Genomic DNA, 24073 nt, shown 5'->3' on the forward strand with positions numbered 1-24073 from the left:
GAAAGGTTTATCCAGACTGACGAGCGGCGCGCATGCACCTGACGGTTATCCGATTTTCTGCAAATTTGTCTGAACTAACCCTTCCGGCCCGGCCTCGCAAGAATATTCACAACCCGGAGGAACCCGCGATGAGCAACTATCCAAAACCGCCGTTCAGCCCACAGCAACAACCCGTTCCCGGTGATCAGCGCAAGATGGACCCGATGCCCGACTGCGGCGAGCAAACCTATAAAGGCTCGGGTCGGTTGGCCAACAAGATTGCCTTGGTGACCGGTGCCGACAGCGGCATCGGACGCGCCGTGGCCATTGCCTTTGCGCGCGAAGGCGCGGATGTGGCGGTGTCCTATCTGGACGAGCATGAAGACGCCAAGGAAACCGCGCGCTGGGTCGAGGCGGCAGGGCGCCAATGCCTGTTGCTGCCCGGCGATCTGGACGACGCGGCGCACTGCGCGGCGATCGTCAACGACACCGTGGAGAAGTTCGGGCGCATCGATGTGCTGGTCAACAACGCGGCCTACCAAATGACCTACGAGACGCTCGAAGACATCCCCGACGAGGATTGGCTGAAGACCTTCAATGTCAACGTCACGGCGATGTTCCGGATCTGCAAGGCCGCGCTGCCGCACATGGCCGAGGGCAGCTCGATCATCAACACCAGCTCGGTCAATTCCGATGCGCCCAACCCTACCTTGTTGCCGTACGCGGCGACCAAAGGCGCGATTGCCAACTTCACCGCGGGCCTGGCGCAAATGCTTGGCAAGCGTGGGATCCGCGTCAACAGCGTAGCGCCCGGGCCGATCTGGACACCGCTGATCGTATCGACGATGACCGAAGACTCGATCAAACACTTCGGTGGCAGTACGCCCTTGGGACGCCCCGGCCAACCGGTCGAGGTGGCGCCTATCTATGTGCTGCTGGCGTCGGATGAAGGCAGCTACATCTCCGGCGAACGCTACGGCGTAACGGGTGGCAAACCGATTCTCTGATATCAGCGAGGCATCCGATGACGATGACAGTAGGCGACTTTCTGGTCGAGCGGCTCAGCCAGTGGGGCGTGACTCGTATCTTTGGCTATCCGGGTGACGGCATCAACGGCGTGTTCGGCGCCTTGCGCCGGGCCCAGGGCAAGATCGAATTCATCCAGGCCCGTCACGAAGAAATGGCCGCGTTCATGGCTTCAGCCCACGCCAAGTTCACGGGCGAGTTGGGGGTGTGCATCGCCACCTCCGGGCCGGGTGCCTCGCACCTGATCACTGGGCTGTATGACGCGCGCCTGGACCACATGCCGGTGTTGGCCATTGTCGGGCAGCAGGCGCGGGCGGCCTTGGGTGGCCATTACCAGCAGGAGCTGGACCTGGTTTCGATGTTCAAGGATGTGGCCGGGGCATTCGTGCAACAGGCCACGGTGCCCGCGCAGGTGCGCCACTTGGTGGACCGGGCCGTACGCACGGCGGTCGGCGAGCGCCGGGTGACGGCGATCATCCTGCCCAACGATGTGCAGGAGGCGGCCTATGAGCCGCCCGCCAGGGCCCACGGCACCCTGCATTCCGGCGTGGGTTATACCAAGCCGCGCATCGTGCCTTACGAGGCCGACCTGCAGCGCGCCGCCGAGGTGCTGAACGCCGGGGAGAAGGTCGCCATCCTGGTCGGCGCCGGTGCGCTGGCCGCCACCGATGAAGTGCTTGCCGTCGCCGATGCCTTGGGCGCCGGTGCGGCCAAGGCGTTGCTCGGCAAGGCCGTGTTGCCGGATGACTGGCCCTGGGTGACCGGTAGCATCGGCCTGCTGGGCACCGAGCCCAGCTACAAACTGATGACCCAGTGCGACACCTTGCTGATGATCGGTTCGGGCTTTCCCTATGCCGAGTTCCTACCCAGGGAAGGCCAGGCGCGTGGCGTGCAGATTGATCTGCAACCCGACATGCTGAGCCTGCGTTATCCCATGGAGGTGAACCTGCTCGGCGATGCCGCCGAAACCCTTTCGGCGTTATTGCCCTTGCTCAAGCGCAAGACCTCGCGCAAATGGCGCAAGCAGGTCGAGGGCTGGCGTGCCACGTGGGATAAAACCCTGGAGAAACGTGCCCTGGCCAAGGCCACGCCGATCAACCCGCAACGGGTGGTGCACGAGCTGTCGCCGCGCTTGCCCGACCACGCCATCATCACCAGCGACTCGGGCTCATGCGCCAACTGGTTTGCCCGCGACCTGAAGATTCGTCGTGGCATGCAATGTTCGCTGTCCGGCGGCCTGGCCTCCATGGGCGCGGCCGTGCCTTATGCCATCGCGGCCAAGTTCGCTCATCCGCACAGCACCGTGATTGCCCTGGTGGGCGACGGCGCAATGCAGATGAACAACATGGCCGAGCTGATCACGGTGGCCAAATATTGGCGGCAATGGCAAAGCCCGCAATGGATCTGTGCGGTGTTCAACAATGAAGACCTGAACCAGGTCACGTGGGAGCAGCGCGTGATGGAAGGCGACCCCAAGTTCGAAGCTTCGCAGGCTATCCCGGATGTGCCCTACCACCTGTTTGCGATTTCGCTTGGGCTCAAGGGCATTTTTGTCGAGCGCGAGGAGCAGGTGGCCGCCGCGTGGGAGCAGGCCCTGGCCGCGCAAGTGCCGGTGTTGATCGAGTTCAAGACCGACCCCAACGTGCCGCCGTTGCCGCCGCATATCAAACTGGAGCAGGCGAAGAAATTCGCCACCACGTTGCTCAAAGGCGATCCGGATGAAGCGGGCGTCATTGTACAAACCGCCAAGCAAGTGCTGGCCGGCGTACTGCCGGGAGGCGGGCGGAAATAAAAGGCAGGTGCCAGGATGAATCAGCGAACACGCCGCAACCAGGCGCAACCCGAGCAAAAGGTGCGTCCCGAAACGGCTAAACGAAACGGTACACCGCAAGACGAAGCGGCCGACCGCCCAGCTGACGCGCACGTCGATCAGGGCGGTGTGGCCCCTGGTGGTCCTTCGAAAGATCCCGAGTCGGGGGCCTGACTCTCAGCCCTGCCTTGCGCAGGGCTGACGCTCACTTGTTGCGCATCGCGCGTCGGACGCGCATCCAGTCTCGATACGCTGCGGTGCGTTGCGCATCGGCAATTTTCTTGGCCTCGAGAAAGCGCGCCCAGGTCGCCGCATCGCCGCTGTAGGACTCGATGATCTGGTACGCCTGTGCGTCCAGTCGGTCGGCCTCGAAAAACATCTTGGCGTTGTGCGCCATCTCCTCGTCCCACCTTTGTCTGGTCGTGTAATCAAGAGTCTGGCTGTTCATTGTGTGAGGCCCTCCGCCCACTGGATCTCTTCGGAGCCGCTCCAGCGCACATCCGTGATGCCATATTTTTCCGCCATCGGTTTGGACACACGCTTGAGGGTGTGTTGACCAAACCTGGGTATGACTGCCACACCGGCATCGCAACTGGCCCAATGCCATGCTTCGGCATTGTTCATCTGCGCCGCACGCACGATGAAGGACTTGGGCTCACCATGGAGCTGATACCGGATAGTGAATAAGTTGTGTTTCACGAGACCTCCTTATGCTCATGAACTACAGATGTTTGGCGCCCACGAAGATTCAAAAAAGTTGTTCGACAAACCGATGGCCGAGCCGGCGGGCTTATCCAGGGCCGGGAACGTCTCAGTCATCCACCGTGAAGGTTACCCAGCCCTGGCCTTCAGCCGGCCGTTGCAGGTCGACGATGACACCGCTGACGGACGTGCCATCCGGCAGGTTGACGGTGACCACGTTAGGGTTGCCCGGCCACTGAAGGGGCGCATCGAACTTCAGGGTGGCAATGGTCGGTTTCTCTGAGCGGCTCAGGTGGATACCCACGTCGGCATTCAGACATTCATCCGATGGCGTTCCCAGATGGCGTGACGCGGTGATAACACTGGCAGAACCTTGGTAATCGTAAGACATGCGGGTACCTCCAATAACAAAGGAGGGGGCGGTTGCCCCCTGATTTATGGGCGACGCTTATGGTTCGCTTGATAGTTGCGCGCCACCGCAAAGCCGCCGACCAGCAACGCGGCGCCTGCGGCCACGAGCCAATAGGGTGGATGGCCGGCTTGTCGCCAGCCCCCTTCGACGCGACGTTCGCCGGTGGCGGGAGCGAATAGATTGCCCGACGACGTCGCGCAGCGGGGGCTGCGATTGAGGCCGAAGCGGGTAAGCCAACCGGACAGTTGCGGGAAGGCCGGGAGCACCAAGTTGGCGATTCGAGCAACGGTGGCGGCAGCGCCCACGGTGGTGCTTTTGCGCGGTTGCAGCGCACAGGCCACCATCGCTTGCGCCACACGATGGGGGTCGTACACCGGTGGCGGCGGCTTCAAGGCGTGGCCGGTAAAGTTGCCGCCGTCCCGAAAGCCCGGAGTGTCCATCACCGCTGGGTAAATGTCGCAGACGTGAATGTCCGGGAAACCCACCAGTTCGCCGCGCAGCGCTTGCGTCAAGCCCCGCAAGCCGTACTTGCTCGCTGAATAGGCGGCGGCGTAGGGCTGGGCGACCCAGCTTCCCAGCGACAGTGTATTGATCAGGATCCCGCTGTTCTGCGCCTTGAAATAAGGCCATGCCGCGTAGGCGCCTCGCAGGTAACCCAGCAGGTCCGTTTGCAGCACCTGCTCGTGAGCTTCCAGCGGGGTGTTTTCGAAGTTGCCCACCGCGCCGACACCGGCATTGTTGATCCAGATATCGATGCGGCCATTGCCAAAGGCAGCGGCCTGTTCGGCCAAGGCCAGCATCTGATCGTTGCGGGTTACATCGGTTTTAACCGCAATCGCCTCGGCACCGCGCACCGCACATTCCTCGACCACCTCGTCCAGGGCCGCCTGGTCGCGGGCGGCCAGGACCAGGCGGGTGTTTTGCTCGGCAAATGCATGGGCGGCGGCGCGTCCGATGCCACTGGAGGCACCGGTGATCACCACCGTTTTGCCGTGCAGTCGGCCGTGGTGTTTTTGCATGACGGGCGCTGGGGCCGGTGGATCCTGCGGCGCGTGCACCGGCACCGGGCGCAGCTTCAGCCGAGCACCATCGTGCAACACCAGGGTCAGGTCTTCGACCGTGCCGGCAACGCGGTCGGGGAACACCGGCTCGCCTGTGGCATCGAGTTCGTCGTAGATAAACGTCTGGCCTTCCAGCCAGCCGACCGCCGTCATCAGTTCCGGGCCCAGGTAATATTTTCCATCCAGGAAAAAACCACCAAAGTTCTTCGTTCGTTCCTGGTTCTCTACTGCGTAGCGTTCGCCAGGTCTCATTCCGGTTGCTGAGTCAATCATGAAGGCATCCTCCGTTCGCGGGTCCTGCGATAGAGGCGGGCCTGCAAATGATCGTTCAATTCAAATGACCGAAGGAGGCTGGCATTCAATGTTGCTGATCGTGGTTGGTCACCCGCGCTGCGGCGTCGTCCCGCGCCTTGGGCAGGTTCTCGCCAGCGGGGTCGTTCTGGCCCAGCGCGCTGTACTGCTCGCGCAGTTTCTTGAGCTCTTGCGCGCCCAGCTTATCCAGGGACAAGACCGTGTTGTGCGCTTCCTTGGTGGCACGGATCAACTCATCGAGCTTCAAATGCAGAATGTCGTTGTCGCGGTTCTGCGTGTTCTGGATCAAAAAAACCATCAAGAACGTGATGATCGTGGTCGAGGTATTGATGATCAGTTGCCAGGTATCGTCGTAGTGGAAGTACGGCCCCGTGAGCGCCCAGACGGCGATCAGCGTTACAGCCACGACGAAGGTTTTTGGGCTGCCGGCCCGGTTGGAAAGTGCTTGGCAAAATTTGGTGAAGTTCATGATGGAATCCCTCTGTTGTGGTCTTTTGTAGACCGCAGCAAAATCTCGAAATTCTTTTTTACAAACCCGCCGGGCTTTACCAGAATCAATCAGGAAAACGCCCTTCGCGCAGGAGTCATGAGCATGTCGGTAGCCACGTCCACCATCGATTACCTTAAACATAATCAATTGGTTATCACCACGGCCGAGTCATGCACGGCCGGCAGAGTCATCGCGTTGCTGTCGCAGGTCGAGGGCGCGGGTTCATGCATCGAAAGCGGCTACGTGGTCTATTCGCCGCAAGCCAAACAACGCTTATTGAACGTACGCGCGTACACCCTGGAAACCTTCAACCTGACCAGTTGTGAGGTGGCTCAAGAGATGGCTTGCGGCGCTCTGCGCGATAGCCCAGCGGATGTTGCCATCGCGACGACGGGGCTACTGGGCCCGGACGCGGTTGACGGCATCCCGCCCGGCACCGTGTGTTTTGCGTGGGCCTTTCGCACCGGACGCGGGCTGAGTGTGTTCAGTCGAAAAGAGCGCTTCATGGGCGGGCGTGAGCACGTTCAACAGGCCGCATCGGAGCATGCCTTGAAATGGCTGGCGCATTTTCATCAACGCGCCCTGGCAGGTGAACAGGCTTAGCGCTTCGACGAGCGGGGCCCGGCCTTGAAACCGTTACCCCGCAGATGACCGTCGGGACGACTGCCTGGACATGACCATTTCTTCGAGTATTTCCCGGGTGAGCCGGTTGATTCCCGATGGGCCGTGATAGTGCGCGCGTTGGATATTGGCGATGGTGAACTGCTCGGCATCATGCGCCAACACCGTAACCGACAGGCTGCTGTCCGGGTTGATCGCGCATTTGACCGCGCAGTTGGGCAGGCGCGCCGACAGCGCCGCTTCAATTTCTGCTTTCGTTAACGTGTCCATTAATTCACCGGGGCAAGAAGTCGGAACACGACAAGGCTAGCGCAGAAAACCGCTGCGTAAATACTGGCGAGATAGTGGCTGTTCTGGTCGACGCGCCGCGTTTAAGTGCACAAGCAACCTGAGCTGGCTGATCGGTTGGCCGGGGGAGTGCAACGCGACCCCGGCCAGTGGGCAAAAACGCCTGAAGCCCATCGTTTATTGAACTACCACAGGGCAATGTCATAGGTCAGGTAGAGGCGGTTGCTGTCGCGGCCCCGTGAGAACTCGGAGCGGTAGACATAGTTGCGCATGCGCACACCCAGCCCCTTGAACGTGCCGGCCTGCACAACGTAGGCCAGCTCGGCGTCACGCTCCCATTCCTTGACTGTTGTGGTGGACTTGCCGTCATTGCCGCTCAGGTAGCGTGCGGAGAAGGTCAGGCCCGGCACGCCGACGGCGGCGAAGTTGTAGCCGTAGTTGAGCATCCAGGTCTTCTCGTCCTCCTCGATGAACTTGCCGATACCGGCGTTGCTGAACGAGTACACGGTGGCACCGCTGATGTAGGGCAAACCGGCATCGCCGCGCAGGGTCTGGTAGCCGCCGCCGAGCGTATGCCCAGCGATTGCGTAGGACAATTGACCGCTGAGCAGGTCATTGTCGATTTTGCCTGCGTACGCCGAGCCGCTATCAACGCTGTTGAAGTAGCGCAGGTCGGCGGTCAGCACGCCACCGGCCAACGGCAGGTCGTGCTGGATACCGGCGAAGTTCTGTCGGTAGAAATTTTCGAGTTCGCCGTAGAAATAGCTCAGGCGGGTGCTCTTGCCCCATTTGTATTCGGCGCCGGCGTAGTTGAAGTCCCCTGACTTTTCGCCGCTGTAGCCATCCGGCACGATCGGCACGCTGTCGGTGGAGTCGCGCAACTTGAAGCGGTCCAGGTGCCCGCCAGTGACGGTCAGGTTCTCGATGTCGGTGCTAGTGACCTGGGTACCCTGGTAGGTCTGTGGCAATAAGCGTGCGTCGTTGTAAATCAGCACCGGGGTCTTGGGCAGCAGGGTGCCGTACTTGACGGTGGTTTTGGCGAACCGGGCTTTGACGGTGGCGCCGGCGCTGGCAAATTCACCGGCCGCGCGGCCGTCATCATGCACCGGCATCAGCCCCGTGCCGCTGCGACCGCGCCCTGAATCGAGCTTGACGCCATAGAGCCCCAGGGCATCCACGCCCACACCGAGGGTGCCTGCGGTGAACCCGGACTGATAGTCCAGCAGGAAACCCTGTGCCCATTCGGTGCGCTCGCTTTTTGCCGTCCTCGCGGCCCGTGCGCTCATGCCGTGTTCGTCGCGAAAGTGCTCGTTGAAATACACATTGCGCAGTTGCAGCTTGAGCTTGCTGTCATCAATAAAGCCTTCGGCATTGGCACCGGCGAGGGGGGCCAGGCCGAACGCGCAAAAAAGGGCCCGACGGGTATATATAGGGTTCATGGCAAACGTCTCGTTGTTGTTATTCGGCGTACAGGGCAACACGCGCCTCGTAAGCGAGGCGCGCTGGAAGGCTGCAGGGAGATGAATCAGGTAAACAGGCTGATGGCCCCGGTGAGCAAGGCCAGCGCGGTCACCACCAGGGAGGTCAGCACCGCCCATTTGACGGTGGCTTTCTGGAAGTCGCCGATATCACGGTCGACCATGCCCACCAGCAACAGGGTCGAGGCGACCAGCGGGCTCATCAGGTGCACCGGTTGCCCGAGGATCGAGGCCCGGGCAATTTCCACCGGGTCGATGCCGTATGCCGCCGCGGCATTGGCCAGGATCGGTACCACGCCAAAATAGTAGGCGTCATTGGACAGCACGAAGGTCAGCGGCATGCTGGTGATCGCGACCACCAGCGGAAACAGGTGGCCCCAGGACGGCGGAATCCAGTCGACCAGGGTCTGCGCCAGGGCGTCGACCATCTTGGTGCCGGAAAAAATCCCGGCAAAGATCCCGGCGGCAAATACCAGCAGCACCACCGTCATCGCGTTGCCCGAGTGCGCCAGGATGCGTTCTTTCTGAATGTCCAATTGCGGGTAGTTAATCATCAGCGCGAGCACGAAGCCGATCAGGAACAGGATCGCCGAGTGCATGAGGCCCATCACCAGCGCGACCATCACTGCAACCACCAGCGCCAGGTTGACGTAGGCGAGTTTCGGACGCTTGTGAGGGGTGTTTTCAAGAATGGCGTTGATGTAGCAATCGCCGCCACCGCTTTGCAGTTGCACGTTGCCGATACGCTTGCGCTCGGCCCGCCCCAGTATGAAGGCGGTGAACACCACCCACATGGCGCCGCCGATCATCGTTGGCAGCAACGGCACGAAGTATTCGCCGGCATCCAGGCCCAACGCGGCGATGGCCCGGGTCGCGGGGCCGCCCCAAGGCGTCATGCCGCTCATGATGCTCAACGACAGCATGGAGATGGTCGCCAGGATCATCGGGTTCATGCCGATGCGCTTATACAGCGGCAGCATCGCCGCGCAGGTAATCATGTAGGTAGTGGTGCCGTCGCCGTCCAGAGCCACCAGCAATGACAGCAGCGCCGTGCCCACCGCGATTTTCATCGGGTCGCCGTTGACGCGCTTGAGGATTTTGCGGATCAGCGGGTCGAACAACCCCGCGTCGATCATCAGGCCAAAGAACAGGATGGCAAACAGCAGCAAGGCGGCGGACGGCGCGACCATTTTCAGGCCGTCGAGCATCATCTTGCCGGTGGTGCCGCCGAAACCGCCAATCACCGCGAAGACGATGGGCACCACGGTGAGCGCGACGATCGGCGACAACCGCTTCGTCATGATGAGGACGGTGAATACGACCACCATGGCCAGGCCAAGGAAAGCGAGCATAGGACGAGTCTCTTGTTGTTATCGTAAGAATGGCTGACGCCGAGGCGCACGGGCCCTTGCCCGCCAGGCGGCACAATGGCGCCTGGCGGGGAGGGGGGCTCGGTCAAGTCAGGGGTAGGTGTTTGCGGTTGGCGCTAGACGCGTTTGGCGACCTTCAGGTCTTCCCAGGCTTCTGCCTGGGCCGCATCGGGCTTTGCGTCGAGCATTCGCGCCAGCGTTTCGCGGTTGCAGGCATTTTCAGACATCGACATCACCACCGTCGCGACCGCGTTGCTGGCCAGGCTGGTCAGGGCCCGCGCTTCAGACATGAAGCGGTCAACGCCGATCAGCAACGCCAGGCCGGCCAAGGGGATGTCGTGAATGACCGTCAGGGTCGACGCGAGTGCCACGAACCCGCTGCCGGTCACGCCGGCCGCGCCCTTGGAGGACAGCAGCATGATCGCCAGCATGGTAATGACCTGCGTCAGGCTCAGGTCAATGTTGCAGGCCTGGGCAATGAAAATCGCCGCCAGCGACAGGTAGATAGCCGTGCCGTCCAGGTTGAACGAGTAGCCGGTGGGCAGCACCAGGCCCACCACGCCTTTCTTGCACCCCAGCGCTTCGAGTTTCTCCAGCATGCGCGGCATGACGGGTTCCGTGGACGACGTGCCGAGTACCACCAGGAACTCTTCGCGAAAGTAACGCAGCAGTTTCCACAGGCTGAAACCGTTGGCGCGGCAAACGCTGCCCAGTACGACGAATACGAAGAAGCCGCAGGCGATGTACAAGGTCATGATCAGCTTGGCCAGCGAGCCCAGCGAGGTGATGCCGTACTGGCCGACGGTGAACGCCAAGGCGCCGAAAGCACCGACCGGCGCAAAACGCATCAGGTAGGCGAAGATCTTGAACACCATGTGCGAGGCGGATTCGAGTACGTCGAGCACCGGCTTGCCACGTTCGCCCAGTGACGACAACGCAAAACCGGACAACACCGCGATAAACAGCACCGGCAGCACTTCCCCTTTACTGAAGGCACCGATAAAGGTGTCGGGGATGATGTGCATGAAAAACTCCACCACCCCAAGCTTCGCGGCCGACTCGGTGTACTGGGCCAGGCCCTTGGTACTCAGTTGGCTGGGGTCGATGTTCATGCCGGCACCCGGCTGGAACACGTACACCGCCACCAGCCCGATCACCAGGCTGATCACCGTGAGCCCGAAGAACAGCAGCATGGTTTTGCTGAGCAGGCGGCCGAGCGAGCGTTTGTCGCTCATCCCGGCGATGCCGGTGACGATGGTGCAGAACACCACGGGGGCAATCATCATCTTGATCAGCTTGATGAACGCATCACCCAGCGGTTTGAGGGCAATGGCCTGCTGGGCCCAGAAGTGTCCGACCACGATGCCCAACACCACGGCGCAGAGAATCTGGAAGTAGAGCGATTTAACAACTTTCATGGCATCACCCATTTTTAGAATTGTGCGGATGCAAAAATGCCAACGGCCGCCGAGATTATCCGGCGAGGCGCTGCGAGTCCGTGGCATAGACGTAGCCGGAAAAAAGCCTGCGCGCAGTCCGTACGACGGAAGCCTGGATGGTCTCACCCTTGACGCCGGTGTAGGACAATACAACATCAATCCCGCCGCTGGGGTGCTCGATACGCACCGCCTCCAGGCGCGGCGTACTGACCCCGCCGAGCATCTGCGCGACGATGCTGCCGTCTGCCACGCAGGCGGTGGCCAAACCAATCGAGCCGGTAATGGCCAGGGCGCGGTGGCAGTTATGCGGCATGAAGTAGCGGACCTGGATCGTACCGCCGGCTTTGGCCGGCGAAACCAGTACTGGCTTGGGAATCACTTTGTCGCTGACATCGCCCAGGCCCATGGCCAGGCCGGCCTTGAGCCGCAATGACTCGAGGCGGCGCAGGAAGTCTTTATCGGCGTCCAGTTCAGCCGGGCTTTCATCGCCACGCTTGCCCAGTTGGCTGGCTTGGATCAGCACCATCGGCATTGCCATGTCGATGCAGGTCACCGCGATGCCTTCGATCACGTCTTGCGTGTTGCCGGTGGGGAAGAGTTTGCCGGTCTTGCTGCCGGCTGCGTCGAGGAACGTCAATTGCACCGGTGCTGCGGTGCCGGGCACGCCGTCGATGGCGGTGTCGCCTTCATAACTGACTTTACCTTCCGGTGTGTACACCTCGGAATGGATAAAGGTGCCCGTGTTGACGTTGCGAATGCGTACCCGGGTGCGCCCCGGCGTGCCTTTGACCAGGCCCTGTTCGATGGCGAACGGGCCGACGGCGCACAGCATATTGCCGCAGTTGGGCGCGCTGTCGACCCGGCGTTGCGACACCATCACTTGAACGAACAGGTAATCCACGTCTGCGTCCGGGTGCAGCGACGGGCTGACAATCGCCACCTTGCTGGTTTGCGGGCTGCCACCACCGATGCCGTCGATCTCCAGCTCGTGGCCGGAGCCCATCAGGTTAAGCAGCAGTTCGTCACGGGCCTCAATGGCCGCCGGCAAATCCCAGTCGAGAAAAACCGGGCCTTTGGAGGTGCCACCGCGCATCAGCACACAGGGAATTCTTTGCATGGGACTGACTCTTGTTGATCAATCGAGGTAATTGATGCTCTGGAGGCAAGAGTCTCAAGCTTTCAGAAATGTTTCCAATGCAAAGATTGACGGGATTATTGCGTTTGACGAATGAAAAATGTGCGCTAAATTACCTCCCGTCGCCCTCTGCCGATGAGAACAGCCATGGACTATGAGCTCAACGATATTCGATCTTTCGTGAAGATCGCCGAACTGGGCAGCTTCCACGAAGCCGCCGATGCATTGCACCTGTCGCAACCCGCGCTCAGCCGCCGCATTAAAAAACTCGAGGAAGGGTTGGGCACCGCATTGCTTGATCGCACCACGCGCAAGGTCAGCCTCACGAGCGTCGGCCGCGACTTTCTGCCCAAGGCGCGCCGCCTGCTGGATGACTTCGACGAGTCGATTCTCAACATCCGCGAACTCGCCGAGCGCCAGATCGGCCGGGTCACCCTGGCGTGTATCCCGACGGCCGCGTTCTATTTCCTGCCGTCGGTGATTCGCCTGTACAACGAGCGCTACCCGAAAATCCGCATCCGCCTGTTGGACTTGAGCGCCAACGAGGGGCTTGAAGCGGTGCTGCGCGGGGAGGCCGATTTCGGTATCAACATGATGAGTGGCCAACACCCGGATATCGAATTCGTACCCTTGGTGATAGAGCCGTTCGTGCTGGCCTGCCGGCGTGATCATGAGTTGGCCGGGCGCACGTCGGTCACCTGGTCTGAACTGAGCGATTACCGCCTGATCGGAGTCGGGCGCCTGAGCGGCAACCGCATGCTGCTGGATCACGCCCTGTCTGGCTTGAGCTGGCGCCCGCAGTGGTTTTACGAGGTGCAACACCTCTCGACGTCGCTGGGCCTGGTGGAAGCCGGGCTGGGCGTTTCGGCGATGCCAAGCCTGGCCATGCCTTCCCACGATCACCCGACCTTGGTCAGCGTGCCGCTCATCGAACCCGTGGTGAACCGTTCGTTGGGCCTGGTTTACCGGCGCGGGGCATCACTGTCGCCGGCGGCGGAAAAATTCGTTTCGATACTGCTTGAACAATGGCCGCAATAGTCACCGGTTAAAGGCATTGCGCCCATGCCATTCGTCCTTTTCGTTGCACTTGGTCTTCAGCGGTCGCTCCAAACGGGTTCCTATCCTGTGAACTGGAGATTTTTCCATGAAACATGAGCCATCCAACCAACAGTACCGGCCCGTTGAAGAAGCTGGCACACCCAACGAAGACGGCTGCGTGATCGGTACAGCCGGCCGTGACGAAGACCCTAACGCGACAACCGATTGGGACCACCCCGAGAGCAGTCCTCCCGCGGGCGAAGACAGCGCCAAGCCTGCCAACGGCACTCCCGGGATTGACCGCGTGCCCTCGTCCGATAACGACGCAGCTGACTGAACGTCAGGCGTCGCTTGGCCTGGAGCATGCGTTGAGCCCGATCAATAAGGGGGTGCGAGCACGCACTCTGTTGCTGCGGCCGCGTCGCACTGCTTGTATGCTCGCGCCTGGGAACACGTGGCCACCGTAAAGTGCCGATGTTCAAATGATGGCTGGAATGGAAACCGGACTTCCTTAAGGTACTGATGTGAAGCGTGATACCCGCCTTGTAATGCTCTTGCTGCTGATGATTGGCTGCTCGCTGACCTCGCTGACAGTCTGGAAAATCCTGTCGTCCCGTGAGCGGGCGCTGGCCGAGGTAGACGTTCATGGCTTGAACCTGACCCAGGCACTGAACACCTACACCGAAGGCGTCGTGCGGCAAAGCTCGCTGTTGTTGCTCGGGCTGGTCGAGCGCCTGGAAACCGAAGGCGATGGCCCGGCGCAGATCCAGCGAATCAGTGCGCTGATCAACCGCAAGCTGCCCTTGATGCCGCAGCTCAGTGGCATCACGCTCTATGACAATCAGGGGCGCTGGTTGATGTCGTCCAACCGGCCGATTCCGGTGGGGGCCAACAGCCGCGACCGTGCTTATTTCATTCACCATCGCGACGATCCCAGCCGTGAGCCGTTTATTGGCCCGCCGATCCAGAGCCGTTCCAATCGGGAGTGGGTGATCACCATCAGCCGTCGCTTCAATGACGCTCAGGGGCAGTTCGCCGGGGTGGTGGCCGTGACGCTGGGGGTGGAGAATTTCTTGCGCGTGTTTGGCAAAATTGACGTCGGCCGGGACGGCGCCATTGGTTTGTCCTACACCGATGGCACCTTGTTGGTGCGCTATCCCTTCCGCGAGCAGGACATGGGCCGCAACTTTTCCAAGTCGCCGATCTATGCCAAATACCTGGTCGAGCAATCCGTTGGCACCGCCTCGTACACCTCCAGCCTGGATGGCGTGGAGCGGCTGTATGCGTATCGCAAAAGCGAAACCTTGCCACTGATCACCACCGTGGCGTTGGGCAAGGACGAAGCGCTCGCCGCATGGCGCACCGAGGCGGCGCTATCGGCGGTGGTGGTGGCGGGGCTTTTGGGGTTGACCGGGCTGATCGGCTGGCTCCTGCTGCTGGACATACGCCGACGCACCCTCGCGGAAGCGGCGTTGCACATCGCTCAGCAACAATTGCTTGAGTCGAACCGGCAACTGGAACTGTTGGCGATGAAGGATGCGCTGACCGGCCTGGCGAACCGGCGCTGTTTCGATGAAACACTGGCGGTGGAAGCACGCCGGGCACAGCGCGACGGTTTACCGCTGGCCTTGCTGATGATCGATATCGATCACTTCAAGCGGTTCAACGATGCGCTCGGCCACGTTGCCGGCGATGCCTGTCTGCAAGCGGTCGCCACGCTATTGCAAGCGTGTGTGCGACGCCCGTCCGACCTGGTCGCACGTTACGGCGGCGAGGAAATGGCAATCATCATGCCCGCGACCGGCAGCCAGGGCGCAGAGGTGGTGGCGCAATTGATGCTCGACCGTCTGCACCAGGAAAACATTCCCCATCCGGGCAGCCCGTTTGCGCGCGTGAGTGTGAGCATTGGCATTGCTACGGCGACTGGCGCGCAGTTGCAGCCGGTGCTCGGGTTTGTCGAAGCCGCCGATCAGTCGCTTTACCGCGCCAAAGCGGCGGGCCGCAATCGGTTTTTCCTGCAGGGCGACACCCCAAAAGGCGACCCACTCGCGAGCTAACTGCGCTAGCCCGTCCAGTGCTCACCCGCTACTTTGCGGCACAGAAACGGGCAGTCGCTGTGCCATTAGGTAGCACGTAGCGCGCCCTTCGGTTGCCATCTCTGCTGCGAATAAACGAACGAATCCATTCAAATCAGCCGCTTAACGCGGCACTGGGTCGGCTGGCACAGATTCTGCTTTATTGTATCCGTGGATAATTGGATACAAAAATACAGAGATCCCGCCCATGCAATTTGCTCCCGCTTACATTGACCGTCGACAGCCCCTCACTGCCGAGGAGGAGGCCTACAACTTCCTGCTCGACGCCATCTGCGGCGGCCGCTACCGCAAAGGTGATCGGCTGATCGCCGAGGACATCGCCAGCGAGATCGGCATGAGCCGCATGCCGGTGCGCGAAGCGTTTCGGCGCCTGGATGCCCAGGGCCTGGTAACCCTGCGTCCCAACCGCGGCGCGATTGTCAGTGGCCTGGATATCGAAGAACTGCACGAGGTGTTCGAGATGCGTAGCGCTCTTGAAGGCTTGGCGGTGCGGGTTGCCGTCGGGCGCATCGGTGAGCGCCAACTGGCCGCGTTGGAGCGTCTGCTGGACGAAATGGATGACTACCGCGACGAGAGCGCCGCGTGGGTCCGCTGCCACCGCGCCTTCCACGAGTACCTGTGCAGCCTCAGCGGCCGCCCGCGCCTGATGAAGCAGATATCGGCGCTGTATTCGCTGGTGGAGGCGCCCATGCGCTTGTGGCTGCAGCACAGCGAAAAACCCCTCAGCGCGCGTCAGGAACATGCCGTGATCCTTGATGCGATTCGCGCCGGCGACGCCGCTCGCGCCGAAGCCGTGGTGCGCGAGCACATCGAAGGCACGGTGCCGGCGCTGATTCAATTTCTGCAATCCGAACACTAAGAAAGCTGTCGTGTTTTGACGTTGTGTCCTGCCCCGTTATTCAACGAACTGGAGTGTCTGGTCATGCATAAACAACGCCGCGCCTTGCTGGTGGCTATCTCTCTCGCTTTCTGCAGCCAATGGGTAACTGCCGCACCGCAGGTGCCGGAGCGCCTGCAAAAAGTCGACAAACTCACCTATTGCTCGGGGATGGATTCACCGCCCCTGGTGTCCTTCGACGAAGCCCAGAAACCGCGTGGGCTTACCATTGACCTGGGCTTGGAAATCGCCAAACGCCTGGGCGACAAACAGGTGCAGTGGCGGGTGATTCCGTTCTCCGGCCTGGTGCCCGCGCTGCTCGCCCAGCAGTGCGACATGATCGTCGACCAGCTGTTCGACAAGCCCGAGCGGCGCCAGGTAATCGACATCGTCAACTACATGTACTCCAGTCAGTCGGTGGTGGTGCCCAAGGGCAACCCCAAGGGCATCAAGACCCTGGATGACCTGTCCACGCACAAAGTGGCGGTGCTCAACGGCTCCACCATCAAGACCCTGCTCGACGCCCACAACGAGAGCCTCGCCAAGGCCGGCAAGCCACCGATGAAACTGGTGGTGTACAACACCGACACCGATGCCTTCCAGGCCTTGCGCATCAGCCAGGTCGATGCCTATGGCACCACCGTGGAAACCGCCGGCTATTACGCCGCGATGGCCCCGGACCTGTTCCAGGAAGGCGTGCCCGCGTTCAGCCGCATCCTCACAGGCCTTGGCATGCGCAAGGACGACCCGCAACTGAGCGCCGCCGTGCAGCAGATCATCAGCGACATGCGCAGCGACGGCAGCTACGTGCAGTTGCTAAACAAATGGCATGTCAGCAGCGACACACTCGACTGAGGCAACCGCACGATGAATTTCAATTGGGATGTGTTCTGGCAGTACCTGCTGCAGCCCAGTGGGGTGTACCTCACCGGGCTGTGGCTGACGTGCCTGATCAGCGTGCTGGCGATGCTGCTCGGCTGCGCGCTGGGCCTGGGGGCGGCGCTGTTGCGCCTGTCGAAGAACCCGCTGCTGCACCTGCCGGTGCGCTTTTACGTGTGGCTGATGCGCGGCACGCCGTTACTGGTGCAGATCGTGTTTTTGTACACCGCGCTGGCGGCCGGCGGGATCTTCCGCTTCGAGGACATCGAGCTGTTCGGGCTGATGATCCCCGGCAATATCCAGGCGGCGATCATTGCTCTGGGCCTGAATGAAGGCGCGTACATGGCCGAGATCATCCGCGCCGGCATCGGCGCGGTGGACAAGGGCCAATACGAAGCCGGACGTTCCCTGGGCATGGGCTTTGCCAAATTGATGCGGCGCATCGTGCTGCCCCAGGCGTTCCGGGTGATCGTGCCGCCGCTGGGCAACGAGTTCAACGTGATGCTCAAAAACACCACGCTGGTCAGCGTGATCGGCGTGCAGGAATTGCTGCTCAGCACGCAGATGATCACCTCGGCGACCTTTCGCGTGTTCGAGTTGTACCTGGTGGTGGCCCTGTATTTCCTCACGCTGACCACGCTGTGGGGCTTTTTCCAGCGCTGGCTCGAACACCGCTTCGGCCAGTCCGATCGACCGTCAGCGCCACCGCCGGCCGCCAGCCGCATGTTCGGTCGCAGCACCCTCAAATTGCTGAGAGGACGTTAAGCATGGCGCACCAAAGTGAAGAGCTGATCATTGAGGCCCTGGATGTTCAGAAGGCGTTCGGCGAGTTGCAGATCCTCAAGGGCATTTCCCTACAAGTGCGGCGCGGCGAAGTGGTGGTGCTGATCGGTGCCTCCGGCTCCGGCAAGACCACCTTTATCCGTTGCATCAACCTGCTTGAAGACATTCAGGGCGGGCGCATACGCGTCAATGGCCGCGCCATGGGGTATCGCGAACGCAGCGACGGCAGCCTGGTGCGCGAGTCGGAGCGCAACATCGCCCGCCAGCGCCGCGACATCGGCATGGTGTTCCAGCGCTTCAACCTGTTCCCGCACATGACGGCGCTGGAGAACATCATCGAAGCGCCGATCCAGGTGCTCGGCGTGCCGCGCGCGGCGGCGCTGGAGCAGGCGCGTGGCTTGTTGGCGCGGGTCGGCCTGGCGGACAAGGCCGGCCATTATCCGTCGATGCTCTCCGGTGGCCAGCAGCAACGGGTGGCGATTGCCCGTGCGCTGGCGATGAAACCCCAGGCGATGCTGTTTGACGAACCCACCAGCGCCCTCGACCCGGAAACCGTCGGCGAGGTCTTGCAGGTGATGAAAGAACTGGCCGAGGAGGGCATGACCATGGTGGTGGTCACCCATGAAATGGGCTTCGCCCGTGAAGTGGCCGACCGCGTGGTGGTGCTTGATCAGGGCGAGCTGATCGAACAGGGGCCGCCGGAACAGATTTTCAGCCACCCCAGCCATCCGCGTACCCGGGCGTTTCTCAGCCGCGTGTTATGACCCTTTTTCAAGAGCCTTAGCCATGTTGAAATTCTCTGCTCACGAATACCCTTATCCGTCGCAACGCCAAAGTGTGTTTGCCAGACGCGGCATGGTCGCCGCCTCCCAACCACTGGCCGCCCAGGCCGGTATCCAGATCATGCAGAACGGCGGCAATGCCATCGACGCCGCCATTGCCACGGCGGCGGCGCTTACGGTGGTTGAACCCACCGGCTGCGGCCTGGGCGGCGACGCGTTTGCCCTGGTCTGGTGCAAGGGCCAGTTGCACGGCCTGAACGGCAACGGCCATGCGCCGGCGGCCTTGAGTATCGAGGCGGTCAAGGCGGCGGGGCACCCACAGATGCCGCTGTACGGCTGGACTCCCGTCACCGTGCCGGGCTGCCCATCGGCCTGGGCTGAGCTGTCGCAACGCTTCGGCAAGTTGCCGTTTGCCGAGTTACTGCAGCCGGCCATCAGCCTGGCGCGCGAGGGGTTCCCGTTGTCACCGGTGGTTGCCCATCAATGGCAGCTGGCCTTGAACGAATTCAGCCCGCACCGCGATGACGTGCTGGCGGCCTGGTTCGACACGTTCCTCATCAACGGCCGTGCGCCCCAGGCGGGGGAGATTTTTCGCAACCCGGCCCAGGCCCGCACCTTGGAAGAACTGGCCGCCACCCGCTGCGAAAGCCTGTATCGCGGCGCCCTGGCCGAGCGCCTGGATGCGCACTCGCGCGCCAGCGGTGGTTACCTGCGCGCCAGCGACCTCAAGGATTACCGCGCGCAGTGGGTCGCGCCGATCCACATCAATTACCGGGGCGTCGACGTTTGGGAAATCCCGCCCAGCGGCCAGGGCCTGGTCGCACTGATGGCGTTGAAGATCCTTGAAGGCTTCAGCTTCGACCACCGCGACAGCCAGCAAACCTGGCATCGTCAGTTGGAAGCGATGAAGCTCGCCTACAGCGACGGCCTGCACTACATCACCGACCCTGCGCATATGCGCGTGGCGGTGGCCGACCTGCTCAGCGACGACTACAGCACGCGCCGGCGTGGCCAGATTGGCGAACAGGCCCAGCCTCCCAAGCCCGGCGACCCCCATGCCAGCGGCACGGTGTACCTGGCCACGGCGGATGCCGAAGGTAATATGGTCTCGTTTATCCAGAGCAACTACCACGGCTTCGGTTCCGGCGTGGTGCTGCCCGACAGCGGCATCGCCCTGCAGAATCGCGGGCAGGAATTCAGCCTTGACCCCACTCATGCCAATTGCCTGGCACCCGGCAAGAAAACCTTCCACACCATCATCCCCGGCTTTCTCAGCCAGGGTGGTCAGGCGCTGGGGCCGTTTGGCGTAATGGGCGGCTATATGCAACCCCAGGGCCACGTGCAAATGGTGATGAACCTGGTGGACTTCGGCCTCAACCCTCAGGCGGCATTGGACGCGCCGCGCTGGCAATGGCTGGGCGACATGAAGGTCGGCATCGAACATGGCGCTTCCCGCGACCTGGTCAATGCGCTGGCACGGCGCGGGCACAAGGTGCAGACCGACAGCGACCTGACCGACTACGGGCGTGGGCAGATCATCCTGCGCGATCCGCTCAGCGGCGTGCTGTGCGGCGGCACCGAGCCCAGGGCCGACTCACATATCGCGGTGTGGTAAGCGGCTGCACAGGCGCTGCGCCGACCATGGCCTCCAAAAATATCGAACTGTCGGCGTTTGCCTATCGTCCATTTTGTTGAGGGCAGGCGACGTCACAAACGTGTGGGAGGTGGCAATGGATCAGCAGAACAACGGCCTGGTGGTGATCTGCGGTGCGAGCGCGGGGGTAGGGCGGGCCACGGCGCATCGTTTCGCCGCCGCCGGTTACCGCATCGGCCTGCTGGCACGCGATGAGGCCGCTCTGGCGGCAACGCGCGAAGAGCTGGCGCAGTACGGCCAGGCGGTCACGGCGATAAGTGTCGATGTGGCCGATGCGCAGGCGCTTGAAGCGGCGGCCCTTGCGCTTGAGGCGCAACTGGGCCCGCTGCAGGTGTGGGTAAATTCCGCGATGGTCACGGCGTTCTCACCCATTGAAAAACTCACCGCGCAGGAAATCCGCCGCGTCACCGACGTCACTTACCTGGGCACCGTTAATGGCACGCTGGCCGCCTTGAAATTGCTGCGCCCGCGCAATAGCGGCGTGATCATCCAGGTGGGCTCGGCGCTGGCCTATCGCGCCATTCCTTTGCAATCGGCTTATTGCGGCGCCAAGTTCGCCGTTCGCGGGTTTACCGACGCGCTGCGTTGTGAGCTGCTGCACGAGCGCAGTCGCATTCGTGTGTGCATGGTGCAGTTGCCGGCGATCAACACGCCGCAGTTCGACTGGGCGCGCAACAAACTCGACAAACGCCCGCAACCGGTGCCACCCATCCACGACCCCGACGTGGCCGCTCGGGCGATCTTCAGTGTGGTGCGGCGCACGCCGCGCGAGTTGTGGCTGGGCATGGAAAGCATCAAGGCGATTGTCGGCAGTTGCCTGATCCCGGGGCTGCTCGATCATATGCTCGCGCGGCAGTGCTATCCGGGCCAAATGAGCCAGGAAGATGAGAGCGGCGACCACGGCGACAACTTGTGCCAACCGCTGAGCGCTGAACTGCACCGCACTCGCGGCCGTTTCGTCGGCCGCTCCCGCGACAGCGCGCTGGCGCTGAGCTCCACTCAGGTGTCGGCGTTATCCGCGGTGTTGGCGCTGGTCGGTGCGATGGTTCTGCTGTGGTTCTGAACCGTGGCATCGATACCAGCGATAGCCAAAGCCGTTCAGCGTCAGCGCGGTGTTTGCGAGGCTGTCGCTGTCATGCTCCAGCGTCCGGCTTTGCGGCTGGTTGTCGTGGATGAAACTGACGATGTAGCGGGTTTTTTTATCGAACATGATTGCCATCCTTTATGCGCGATAGCGGGGCCAAATGCCCCGCGTTTTTAATGATGACGCTGCACTCGACCGGTTGTTCCCTTGGATCGACTGACGTGCCGGGCAGGCTCGGATGGCCAGCGCCGCGTTCAATGCTGATGGGCCGTTGCGGTCGGGTCGATGATCTGGATGACAGTGCCCTGGCGCCATGCGTCGGCGCCGGGTGCGATCGGCGGCGCGACGATGTCGATGCGCGCCTGCTTTTTTTCGGCGCTGTCGATGCCCATGCGCTGGTCGCGCTCGGCGACCATGTCCGGGTCGGCCTGGCCGTCGGCGGTGAACCCCATCATGAGCTGAGGGACACCCAGCGGCAGACGCTTGTTGAGGTCGGTATGCCAGGTGTGCCAAGTCTTGCCATAGGTATGCACGAGTTTTTCCATCAGGGCGTGCTCGGCCGTTTCGGGGATGCCGGGTGCGACCAACTGGCCTGATTTCACTTCATGCACGTGGCTGTGCCACAACGCTTTTTCAGCGGCCGGCAGCGTGCCGAACAATGGTTCGCTGATGATGTATTCCACGCCCATCAACTTTGCATCCTTGCGATTGCCGTCGTAGATCACGCACTGGATCACTTCTTCGTTGAGCACCGAGCAGTAATGATGGGCCTCCATTTGCACGTCGGGGTGGCCATTATAAAAGTGGAAGCCGTCCAGGTAAGCGTTCAGCGCATCGATGGGCGGGCGCGATTGGAGCAGCGCCGCCCCGGCGTCGAGAGATTGCAGGGTTGGTGATTTCGCCTTACCAGGCGCCACGACATTGGAGGCCGAGTTATTGCCGGCACAGGCTGTGAGCAGAGTAACGGCGGTAGTCAGGCAGAGTACGTGGAGTGTGGTGTGGTTCATTTCGGATACCTTCCATGGTCGATTGATCGAGGTGTGCATGGGGGGCGCTTGCCAGGTTCAGGCAGTGCAAGCATTAGAAGGTGCGGCCAAACAGGCGTTCAATCGCGATAACGCTGACGGCACTCGGCACGCCAGGGCCGCCGTTTCGCTTGGCCTGTGGCACATAACCGCTGGTCGAAATGCATCGCTTTATTTTGAAATTTCCTCTGGGTGCTCGCTTCACATAAAAGTAGGCGCGCCTTCCAAGGGGCCGTCTCCTTTTCAATAAGCCTGAGGAGATTTGTTCATGTTTCTACATAACAAGCGACTTCAATACACCGTGCGCGTGGCCGAGCCTAACCCGGGGTTGGCGAACCTTTTGCTTGAGCAGTTTGGCGGCGCTCAGGGTGAATTGGCGGCAGCGTCGCGCTATTTCACCCAAGCGCTGGCCGAGGACGATCCGGGGCGCAAAGACCTGTTGATGGACATCGCCACCGAGGAGCTCAGCCATCTGGAGGTTGTGGGATCCATCATCGTGATGCTCAACAAGGGCGCCAAGGGGCGCATGGCCGAGGGCGTGGAGGAGGAGGGCGAGTTGTATCGCGCGCTTAACGGCGCGGGCAATGACTCGCATATCACCAGCCTGCTGTATGGCGCCGGTTCGCCGTTGACCAATAGCGCCGGCGTGCCATGGACAGCGGCTTACATCGACACGATCGGTGAGCCTACCGCCGACATGCGTTCCAACATTGCCGCTGAAGCCCGCGCCAAAATCGTGTATGAGCGCCTGATGAACGTCACGGACGACCCGGGCGTCAAGGAGGCGCTGGGCTTTCTGATGACGCGCGAGATTGCGCATCAACTGTCCTTTGAAAAGGCGTTGCATGCGATTCAGCCGAATTTCCCCCAAGGCAAGTTGCCGGGCATGCCTGAGTTCACCCAGGTGTACTTCAACATGTCGCAGGGCGAGGGGAATGTTCGCGGGCCCTGGAACCAGGGCGAAGAATGGACGTTCGTGGAAAACCCGCAACCCGCGGTGGATGGCGGCGACGGCATGGCCACGGTGCAACTGGACGCCGACGAGGAAGCGCAACTGAGTGCGATGAAGATCCGCACGCTCTCGGACCCCGCCAGCGACCCCACTACCGGGGCTGACCTGGGGGCGGGTATCCCGCCCAAGCCTGCCATTTGACTCAAGGCAACCGCACGCTTGCCGGCGTGCGGCGGTTCAGCATTTTTTTGACGAGGATTAACGACATGGCAACTCCACAGGAAAACCTGCTCGACTGGCTACGCGATGCGCATGCGATGGAGCAACAGGCCGAAAAAATGCTCAAGGCACAATCCGAGCGCCTGGAGCACTACCCACGGCTCAAGGCCCGCATCGACCAGCATATAGAAGAGACTCTCGACCAGCAGAGGTTGATTGACGAATGCCTGACGCGCCTGGGCGGCAGCTCCTCGACGCTCAAAGACATCGGCGGCAAGTTGATGGCGTTCGGGCAGGCGGTCGGTGGCTCACTGATGAGCGATGAGGTCATCAAGGGCGCCATGGCCGGCTACGTATTTGAAAATATGGAGATCGCCAGCTACACGGTGCTCATCGCGGCCGCGCAGGAGGCCGGTGACGCCGAAACCAAAGCGGCCTGTGAAAAGATCCTGCCGCAGGAAGTCGCCATGGCTGACTGGTTGCGCGAACATTTGCCCGAGCTCACCCAAGCGTTTCTGCAGCGCTCTGCGGCCCCCGATGAAGAGGCCAAGCGCTGACGTT

26 protein-coding genes are annotated in these 24073 nt (G+C 61.8%); 14 read left to right on the plus strand and 12 right to left on the minus strand.

What is annotated here, in order from left to right:
* Positions 1-128 precede the first annotated feature (128 nt).
* Positions 129-986, plus strand: a complete 858-nt coding sequence (locus KSS96_RS14355; protein WP_017529044.1) for an SDR family oxidoreductase — start codon at positions 129-131, stop codon at positions 984-986.
* 17 nt (positions 987-1003) lie between these two features.
* Positions 1004-2797, plus strand: a complete 1794-nt coding sequence (locus KSS96_RS14360) for a thiamine pyrophosphate-requiring protein (protein ID WP_065879132.1) — start codon at positions 1004-1006, stop codon at positions 2795-2797.
* Positions 2798-3020: 223 nt separating this feature from the next.
* On the opposite strand, the gene KSS96_RS14365 is transcribed toward KSS96_RS14360, so the two are convergent.
* The 5 genes from KSS96_RS14365 to KSS96_RS14385 all read right to left on the minus strand — a co-directional run bounded on the left by KSS96_RS14365 (position 3021) and on the right by KSS96_RS14385 (position 5771).
* A complete protein-coding gene (locus tag KSS96_RS14365; RefSeq protein WP_217854977.1) occupies positions 3021-3263 on the minus strand; it encodes a hypothetical protein in 243 nt (80 codons plus the stop codon).
* Positions 3260-3514: a DUF6555 family protein gene (locus tag KSS96_RS14370; protein ID WP_017529047.1), complete on the minus strand. Its 255-nt coding sequence runs from the start codon at positions 3512-3514 to the stop codon at positions 3260-3262. Before KSS96_RS14370 ends, KSS96_RS14365 begins: the two co-directional genes overlap by 4 nt.
* A 112-nt stretch (positions 3515-3626) precedes the next feature.
* Positions 3627-3908, minus strand: a complete 282-nt coding sequence (locus tag KSS96_RS14375) for a hypothetical protein (protein ID WP_068931813.1) — start codon at positions 3906-3908, stop codon at positions 3627-3629.
* Positions 3909-3952: 44 nt separating this feature from the next.
* Positions 3953-5263 (minus strand): SDR family oxidoreductase, encoded by a 1311-nt coding sequence (locus tag KSS96_RS14380; RefSeq protein ID WP_116078862.1) that lies wholly within the window; start codon positions 5261-5263, stop codon positions 3953-3955.
* A gap of 85 nt (positions 5264-5348) precedes the next feature.
* Positions 5349-5771: a low affinity iron permease family protein gene (locus KSS96_RS14385; RefSeq protein WP_065879127.1), complete on the minus strand. Its 423-nt coding sequence runs from the start codon at positions 5769-5771 to the stop codon at positions 5349-5351.
* 123 nt (positions 5772-5894) lie between these two features.
* On the opposite strand from KSS96_RS14385, the gene KSS96_RS14390 reads away from it, so the two are divergent.
* Positions 5895-6395: a CinA family protein gene (locus tag KSS96_RS14390; protein ID WP_116078859.1), complete on the plus strand. Its 501-nt coding sequence runs from the start codon at positions 5895-5897 to the stop codon at positions 6393-6395.
* A 33-nt stretch (positions 6396-6428) separates the two neighbouring features.
* Here KSS96_RS14390 and KSS96_RS14395 read toward each other — a convergent pair whose 3' ends face one another.
* From KSS96_RS14395 to KSS96_RS14415, 5 genes are all read right to left on the minus strand, one after another.
* The gene (locus tag KSS96_RS14395) at positions 6429-6683 is read right to left on the minus strand and encodes a hypothetical protein (RefSeq protein WP_017529052.1); all 255 of its coding nucleotides are present in this window, start codon (positions 6681-6683) and stop codon (positions 6429-6431) included.
* Between the two features lie 203 nt (positions 6684-6886).
* On the minus strand, positions 6887-8140 hold the full coding sequence (locus KSS96_RS14400) for an OprD family porin (protein WP_217854979.1): 1254 nt from the start codon (positions 8138-8140) through the stop codon (positions 6887-6889).
* Between the two features lie 86 nt (positions 8141-8226).
* Positions 8227-9531: a CitMHS family transporter gene (locus tag KSS96_RS14405; RefSeq protein WP_017529054.1), complete on the minus strand. Its 1305-nt coding sequence runs from the start codon at positions 9529-9531 to the stop codon at positions 8227-8229.
* 134 nt (positions 9532-9665) lie between these two features.
* A complete protein-coding gene (locus KSS96_RS14410) occupies positions 9666-10979 on the minus strand; it encodes a dicarboxylate/amino acid:cation symporter (protein ID WP_026067359.1) in 1314 nt (437 codons plus the stop codon).
* A 43-nt stretch (positions 10980-11022) separates the two neighbouring features.
* A complete protein-coding gene (locus KSS96_RS14415) occupies positions 11023-12105 on the minus strand; it encodes a 4-oxalomesaconate tautomerase (protein WP_017529056.1) in 1083 nt (360 codons plus the stop codon).
* Between the two features lie 165 nt (positions 12106-12270).
* Here KSS96_RS14415 and KSS96_RS14420 point away from each other — a divergent pair, with 165 nt between their 5' ends.
* The 9 genes from KSS96_RS14420 (at position 12271) to KSS96_RS14460 (ending at position 21295) form a co-directional block, all read left to right on the plus strand.
* A complete protein-coding gene (locus tag KSS96_RS14420; RefSeq protein WP_017529057.1) occupies positions 12271-13161 on the plus strand; it encodes a LysR family transcriptional regulator in 891 nt (296 codons plus the stop codon).
* A 106-nt stretch (positions 13162-13267) separates the two neighbouring features.
* Positions 13268-13498 carry a hypothetical protein gene (locus KSS96_RS14425; RefSeq protein WP_116078853.1) on the plus strand — a complete coding sequence of 77 codons (231 nt, stop codon included), beginning with the start codon at positions 13268-13270 and terminating at the stop codon, positions 13496-13498.
* A gap of 187 nt (positions 13499-13685) precedes the next feature.
* Positions 13686-15218: a sensor domain-containing diguanylate cyclase gene (locus tag KSS96_RS14430; protein ID WP_217854981.1), complete on the plus strand. Its 1533-nt coding sequence runs from the start codon at positions 13686-13688 to the stop codon at positions 15216-15218.
* 226 nt (positions 15219-15444) lie between these two features.
* Complete coding sequence (locus tag KSS96_RS14435; protein ID WP_135196291.1) at positions 15445-16116, plus strand: GntR family transcriptional regulator; 672 nt, start codon at positions 15445-15447, stop codon at positions 16114-16116.
* Positions 16117-16179: 63 nt separating this feature from the next.
* Positions 16180-16989: an ABC transporter substrate-binding protein gene (locus KSS96_RS14440; protein WP_017529061.1), complete on the plus strand. Its 810-nt coding sequence runs from the start codon at positions 16180-16182 to the stop codon at positions 16987-16989.
* 12 nt (positions 16990-17001) lie between these two features.
* Positions 17002-17778, plus strand: coding sequence for an amino acid ABC transporter permease (locus tag KSS96_RS14445; protein WP_017529062.1), 777 nt, complete (start codon positions 17002-17004; stop codon positions 17776-17778).
* A gap of 2 nt (positions 17779-17780) precedes the next feature.
* On the plus strand, positions 17781-18560 hold the full coding sequence (locus KSS96_RS14450; RefSeq protein ID WP_017529063.1) for an amino acid ABC transporter ATP-binding protein: 780 nt from the start codon (positions 17781-17783) through the stop codon (positions 18558-18560).
* A 22-nt stretch (positions 18561-18582) separates the two neighbouring features.
* Positions 18583-20193, plus strand: coding sequence for a gamma-glutamyltransferase family protein (locus KSS96_RS14455; RefSeq protein ID WP_135196290.1), 1611 nt, complete (start codon positions 18583-18585; stop codon positions 20191-20193).
* A 115-nt stretch (positions 20194-20308) separates the two neighbouring features.
* Positions 20309-21295: an SDR family oxidoreductase gene (locus KSS96_RS14460; protein ID WP_217854983.1), complete on the plus strand. Its 987-nt coding sequence runs from the start codon at positions 20309-20311 to the stop codon at positions 21293-21295.
* On the opposite strand, the gene KSS96_RS14465 is transcribed toward KSS96_RS14460, so the two are convergent.
* Both KSS96_RS14465 and KSS96_RS14470 read right to left on the minus strand, forming a co-directional pair.
* The gene (locus KSS96_RS14465) at positions 21245-21442 is read right to left on the minus strand and encodes a hypothetical protein (protein ID WP_068931818.1); all 198 of its coding nucleotides are present in this window, start codon (positions 21440-21442) and stop codon (positions 21245-21247) included. The genes KSS96_RS14460 and KSS96_RS14465 overlap by 51 nt on opposite strands.
* A gap of 128 nt (positions 21443-21570) precedes the next feature.
* The gene (locus KSS96_RS14470; RefSeq protein ID WP_065879119.1) at positions 21571-22323 is read right to left on the minus strand and encodes an OBAP family protein; all 753 of its coding nucleotides are present in this window, start codon (positions 22321-22323) and stop codon (positions 21571-21573) included.
* Between the two features lie 286 nt (positions 22324-22609).
* On the opposite strand from KSS96_RS14470, the gene KSS96_RS14475 reads away from it, so the two are divergent.
* Entirely contained in the window at positions 22610-23494 is an 885-nt protein-coding gene (locus KSS96_RS14475) for a manganese catalase family protein (protein WP_017529070.1), read from the plus strand.
* Positions 23495-23559: 65 nt separating this feature from the next.
* Positions 23560-24069, plus strand: a complete 510-nt coding sequence (locus tag KSS96_RS14480) for a ferritin-like domain-containing protein (protein WP_065879118.1) — start codon at positions 23560-23562, stop codon at positions 24067-24069.
* Positions 24070-24073 lie beyond the last annotated feature (4 nt).

Source organism: Pseudomonas asgharzadehiana (assembly GCF_019139815.1).
Taxonomy (GTDB): Bacteria; Pseudomonadota; Gammaproteobacteria; order Pseudomonadales; family Pseudomonadaceae; genus Aquipseudomonas; species Aquipseudomonas asgharzadehiana.

What these genes read in the sequence shown, in the direction of transcription:
- KSS96_RS14470 (WP_065879119.1), bottom strand. Translation starts at nt 22,323, where the DNA reads ATGAACCACACCACACTCCACGTACTCTGCCTGACTACCGCCGTTACT.
- KSS96_RS14360 (WP_065879132.1), top strand. Translation starts at nt 1,004, where the DNA reads ATGACGATGACAGTAGGCGACTTTCTGGTCGAGCGGCTCAGCCAGTGG.
- KSS96_RS14365 (WP_217854977.1), bottom strand. Translation starts at nt 3,263, where the DNA reads ATGAACAGCCAGACTCTTGATTACACGACCAGACAAAGGTGGGACGAG.
- KSS96_RS14480 (WP_065879118.1), top strand. Translation starts at nt 23,560, where the DNA reads ATGGCAACTCCACAGGAAAACCTGCTCGACTGGCTACGCGATGCGCAT.
- KSS96_RS14375 (WP_068931813.1), bottom strand. Translation starts at nt 3,908, where the DNA reads ATGTCTTACGATTACCAAGGTTCTGCCAGTGTTATCACCGCGTCACGC.
- KSS96_RS14455 (WP_135196290.1), top strand. Translation starts at nt 18,583, where the DNA reads ATGTTGAAATTCTCTGCTCACGAATACCCTTATCCGTCGCAACGCCAA.
- KSS96_RS14435 (WP_135196291.1), top strand. Translation starts at nt 15,445, where the DNA reads ATGCAATTTGCTCCCGCTTACATTGACCGTCGACAGCCCCTCACTGCC.
- KSS96_RS14465 (WP_068931818.1), bottom strand. Translation starts at nt 21,442, where the DNA reads ATGTTCGATAAAAAAACCCGCTACATCGTCAGTTTCATCCACGACAAC.
- KSS96_RS14420 (WP_017529057.1), top strand. Translation starts at nt 12,271, where the DNA reads ATGGACTATGAGCTCAACGATATTCGATCTTTCGTGAAGATCGCCGAA.
- KSS96_RS14450 (WP_017529063.1), top strand. Translation starts at nt 17,781, where the DNA reads ATGGCGCACCAAAGTGAAGAGCTGATCATTGAGGCCCTGGATGTTCAG.
- KSS96_RS14390 (WP_116078859.1), top strand. Translation starts at nt 5,895, where the DNA reads ATGTCGGTAGCCACGTCCACCATCGATTACCTTAAACATAATCAATTG.
- KSS96_RS14475 (WP_017529070.1), top strand. Translation starts at nt 22,610, where the DNA reads ATGTTTCTACATAACAAGCGACTTCAATACACCGTGCGCGTGGCCGAG.
- KSS96_RS14395 (WP_017529052.1), bottom strand. Translation starts at nt 6,683, where the DNA reads ATGGACACGTTAACGAAAGCAGAAATTGAAGCGGCGCTGTCGGCGCGC.
- KSS96_RS14440 (WP_017529061.1), top strand. Translation starts at nt 16,180, where the DNA reads ATGCATAAACAACGCCGCGCCTTGCTGGTGGCTATCTCTCTCGCTTTC.
- KSS96_RS14460 (WP_217854983.1), top strand. Translation starts at nt 20,309, where the DNA reads ATGGATCAGCAGAACAACGGCCTGGTGGTGATCTGCGGTGCGAGCGCG.
- KSS96_RS14400 (WP_217854979.1), bottom strand. Translation starts at nt 8,140, where the DNA reads ATGAACCCTATATATACCCGTCGGGCCCTTTTTTGCGCGTTCGGCCTG.
- KSS96_RS14415 (WP_017529056.1), bottom strand. Translation starts at nt 12,105, where the DNA reads ATGCAAAGAATTCCCTGTGTGCTGATGCGCGGTGGCACCTCCAAAGGC.
- KSS96_RS14355 (WP_017529044.1), top strand. Translation starts at nt 129, where the DNA reads ATGAGCAACTATCCAAAACCGCCGTTCAGCCCACAGCAACAACCCGTT.
- KSS96_RS14445 (WP_017529062.1), top strand. Translation starts at nt 17,002, where the DNA reads ATGAATTTCAATTGGGATGTGTTCTGGCAGTACCTGCTGCAGCCCAGT.
- KSS96_RS14380 (WP_116078862.1), bottom strand. Translation starts at nt 5,263, where the DNA reads ATGATTGACTCAGCAACCGGAATGAGACCTGGCGAACGCTACGCAGTA.
- KSS96_RS14405 (WP_017529054.1), bottom strand. Translation starts at nt 9,531, where the DNA reads ATGCTCGCTTTCCTTGGCCTGGCCATGGTGGTCGTATTCACCGTCCTC.
- KSS96_RS14385 (WP_065879127.1), bottom strand. Translation starts at nt 5,771, where the DNA reads ATGAACTTCACCAAATTTTGCCAAGCACTTTCCAACCGGGCCGGCAGC.
- KSS96_RS14425 (WP_116078853.1), top strand. Translation starts at nt 13,268, where the DNA reads ATGAAACATGAGCCATCCAACCAACAGTACCGGCCCGTTGAAGAAGCT.
- KSS96_RS14410 (WP_026067359.1), bottom strand. Translation starts at nt 10,979, where the DNA reads ATGGGTGATGCCATGAAAGTTGTTAAATCGCTCTACTTCCAGATTCTC.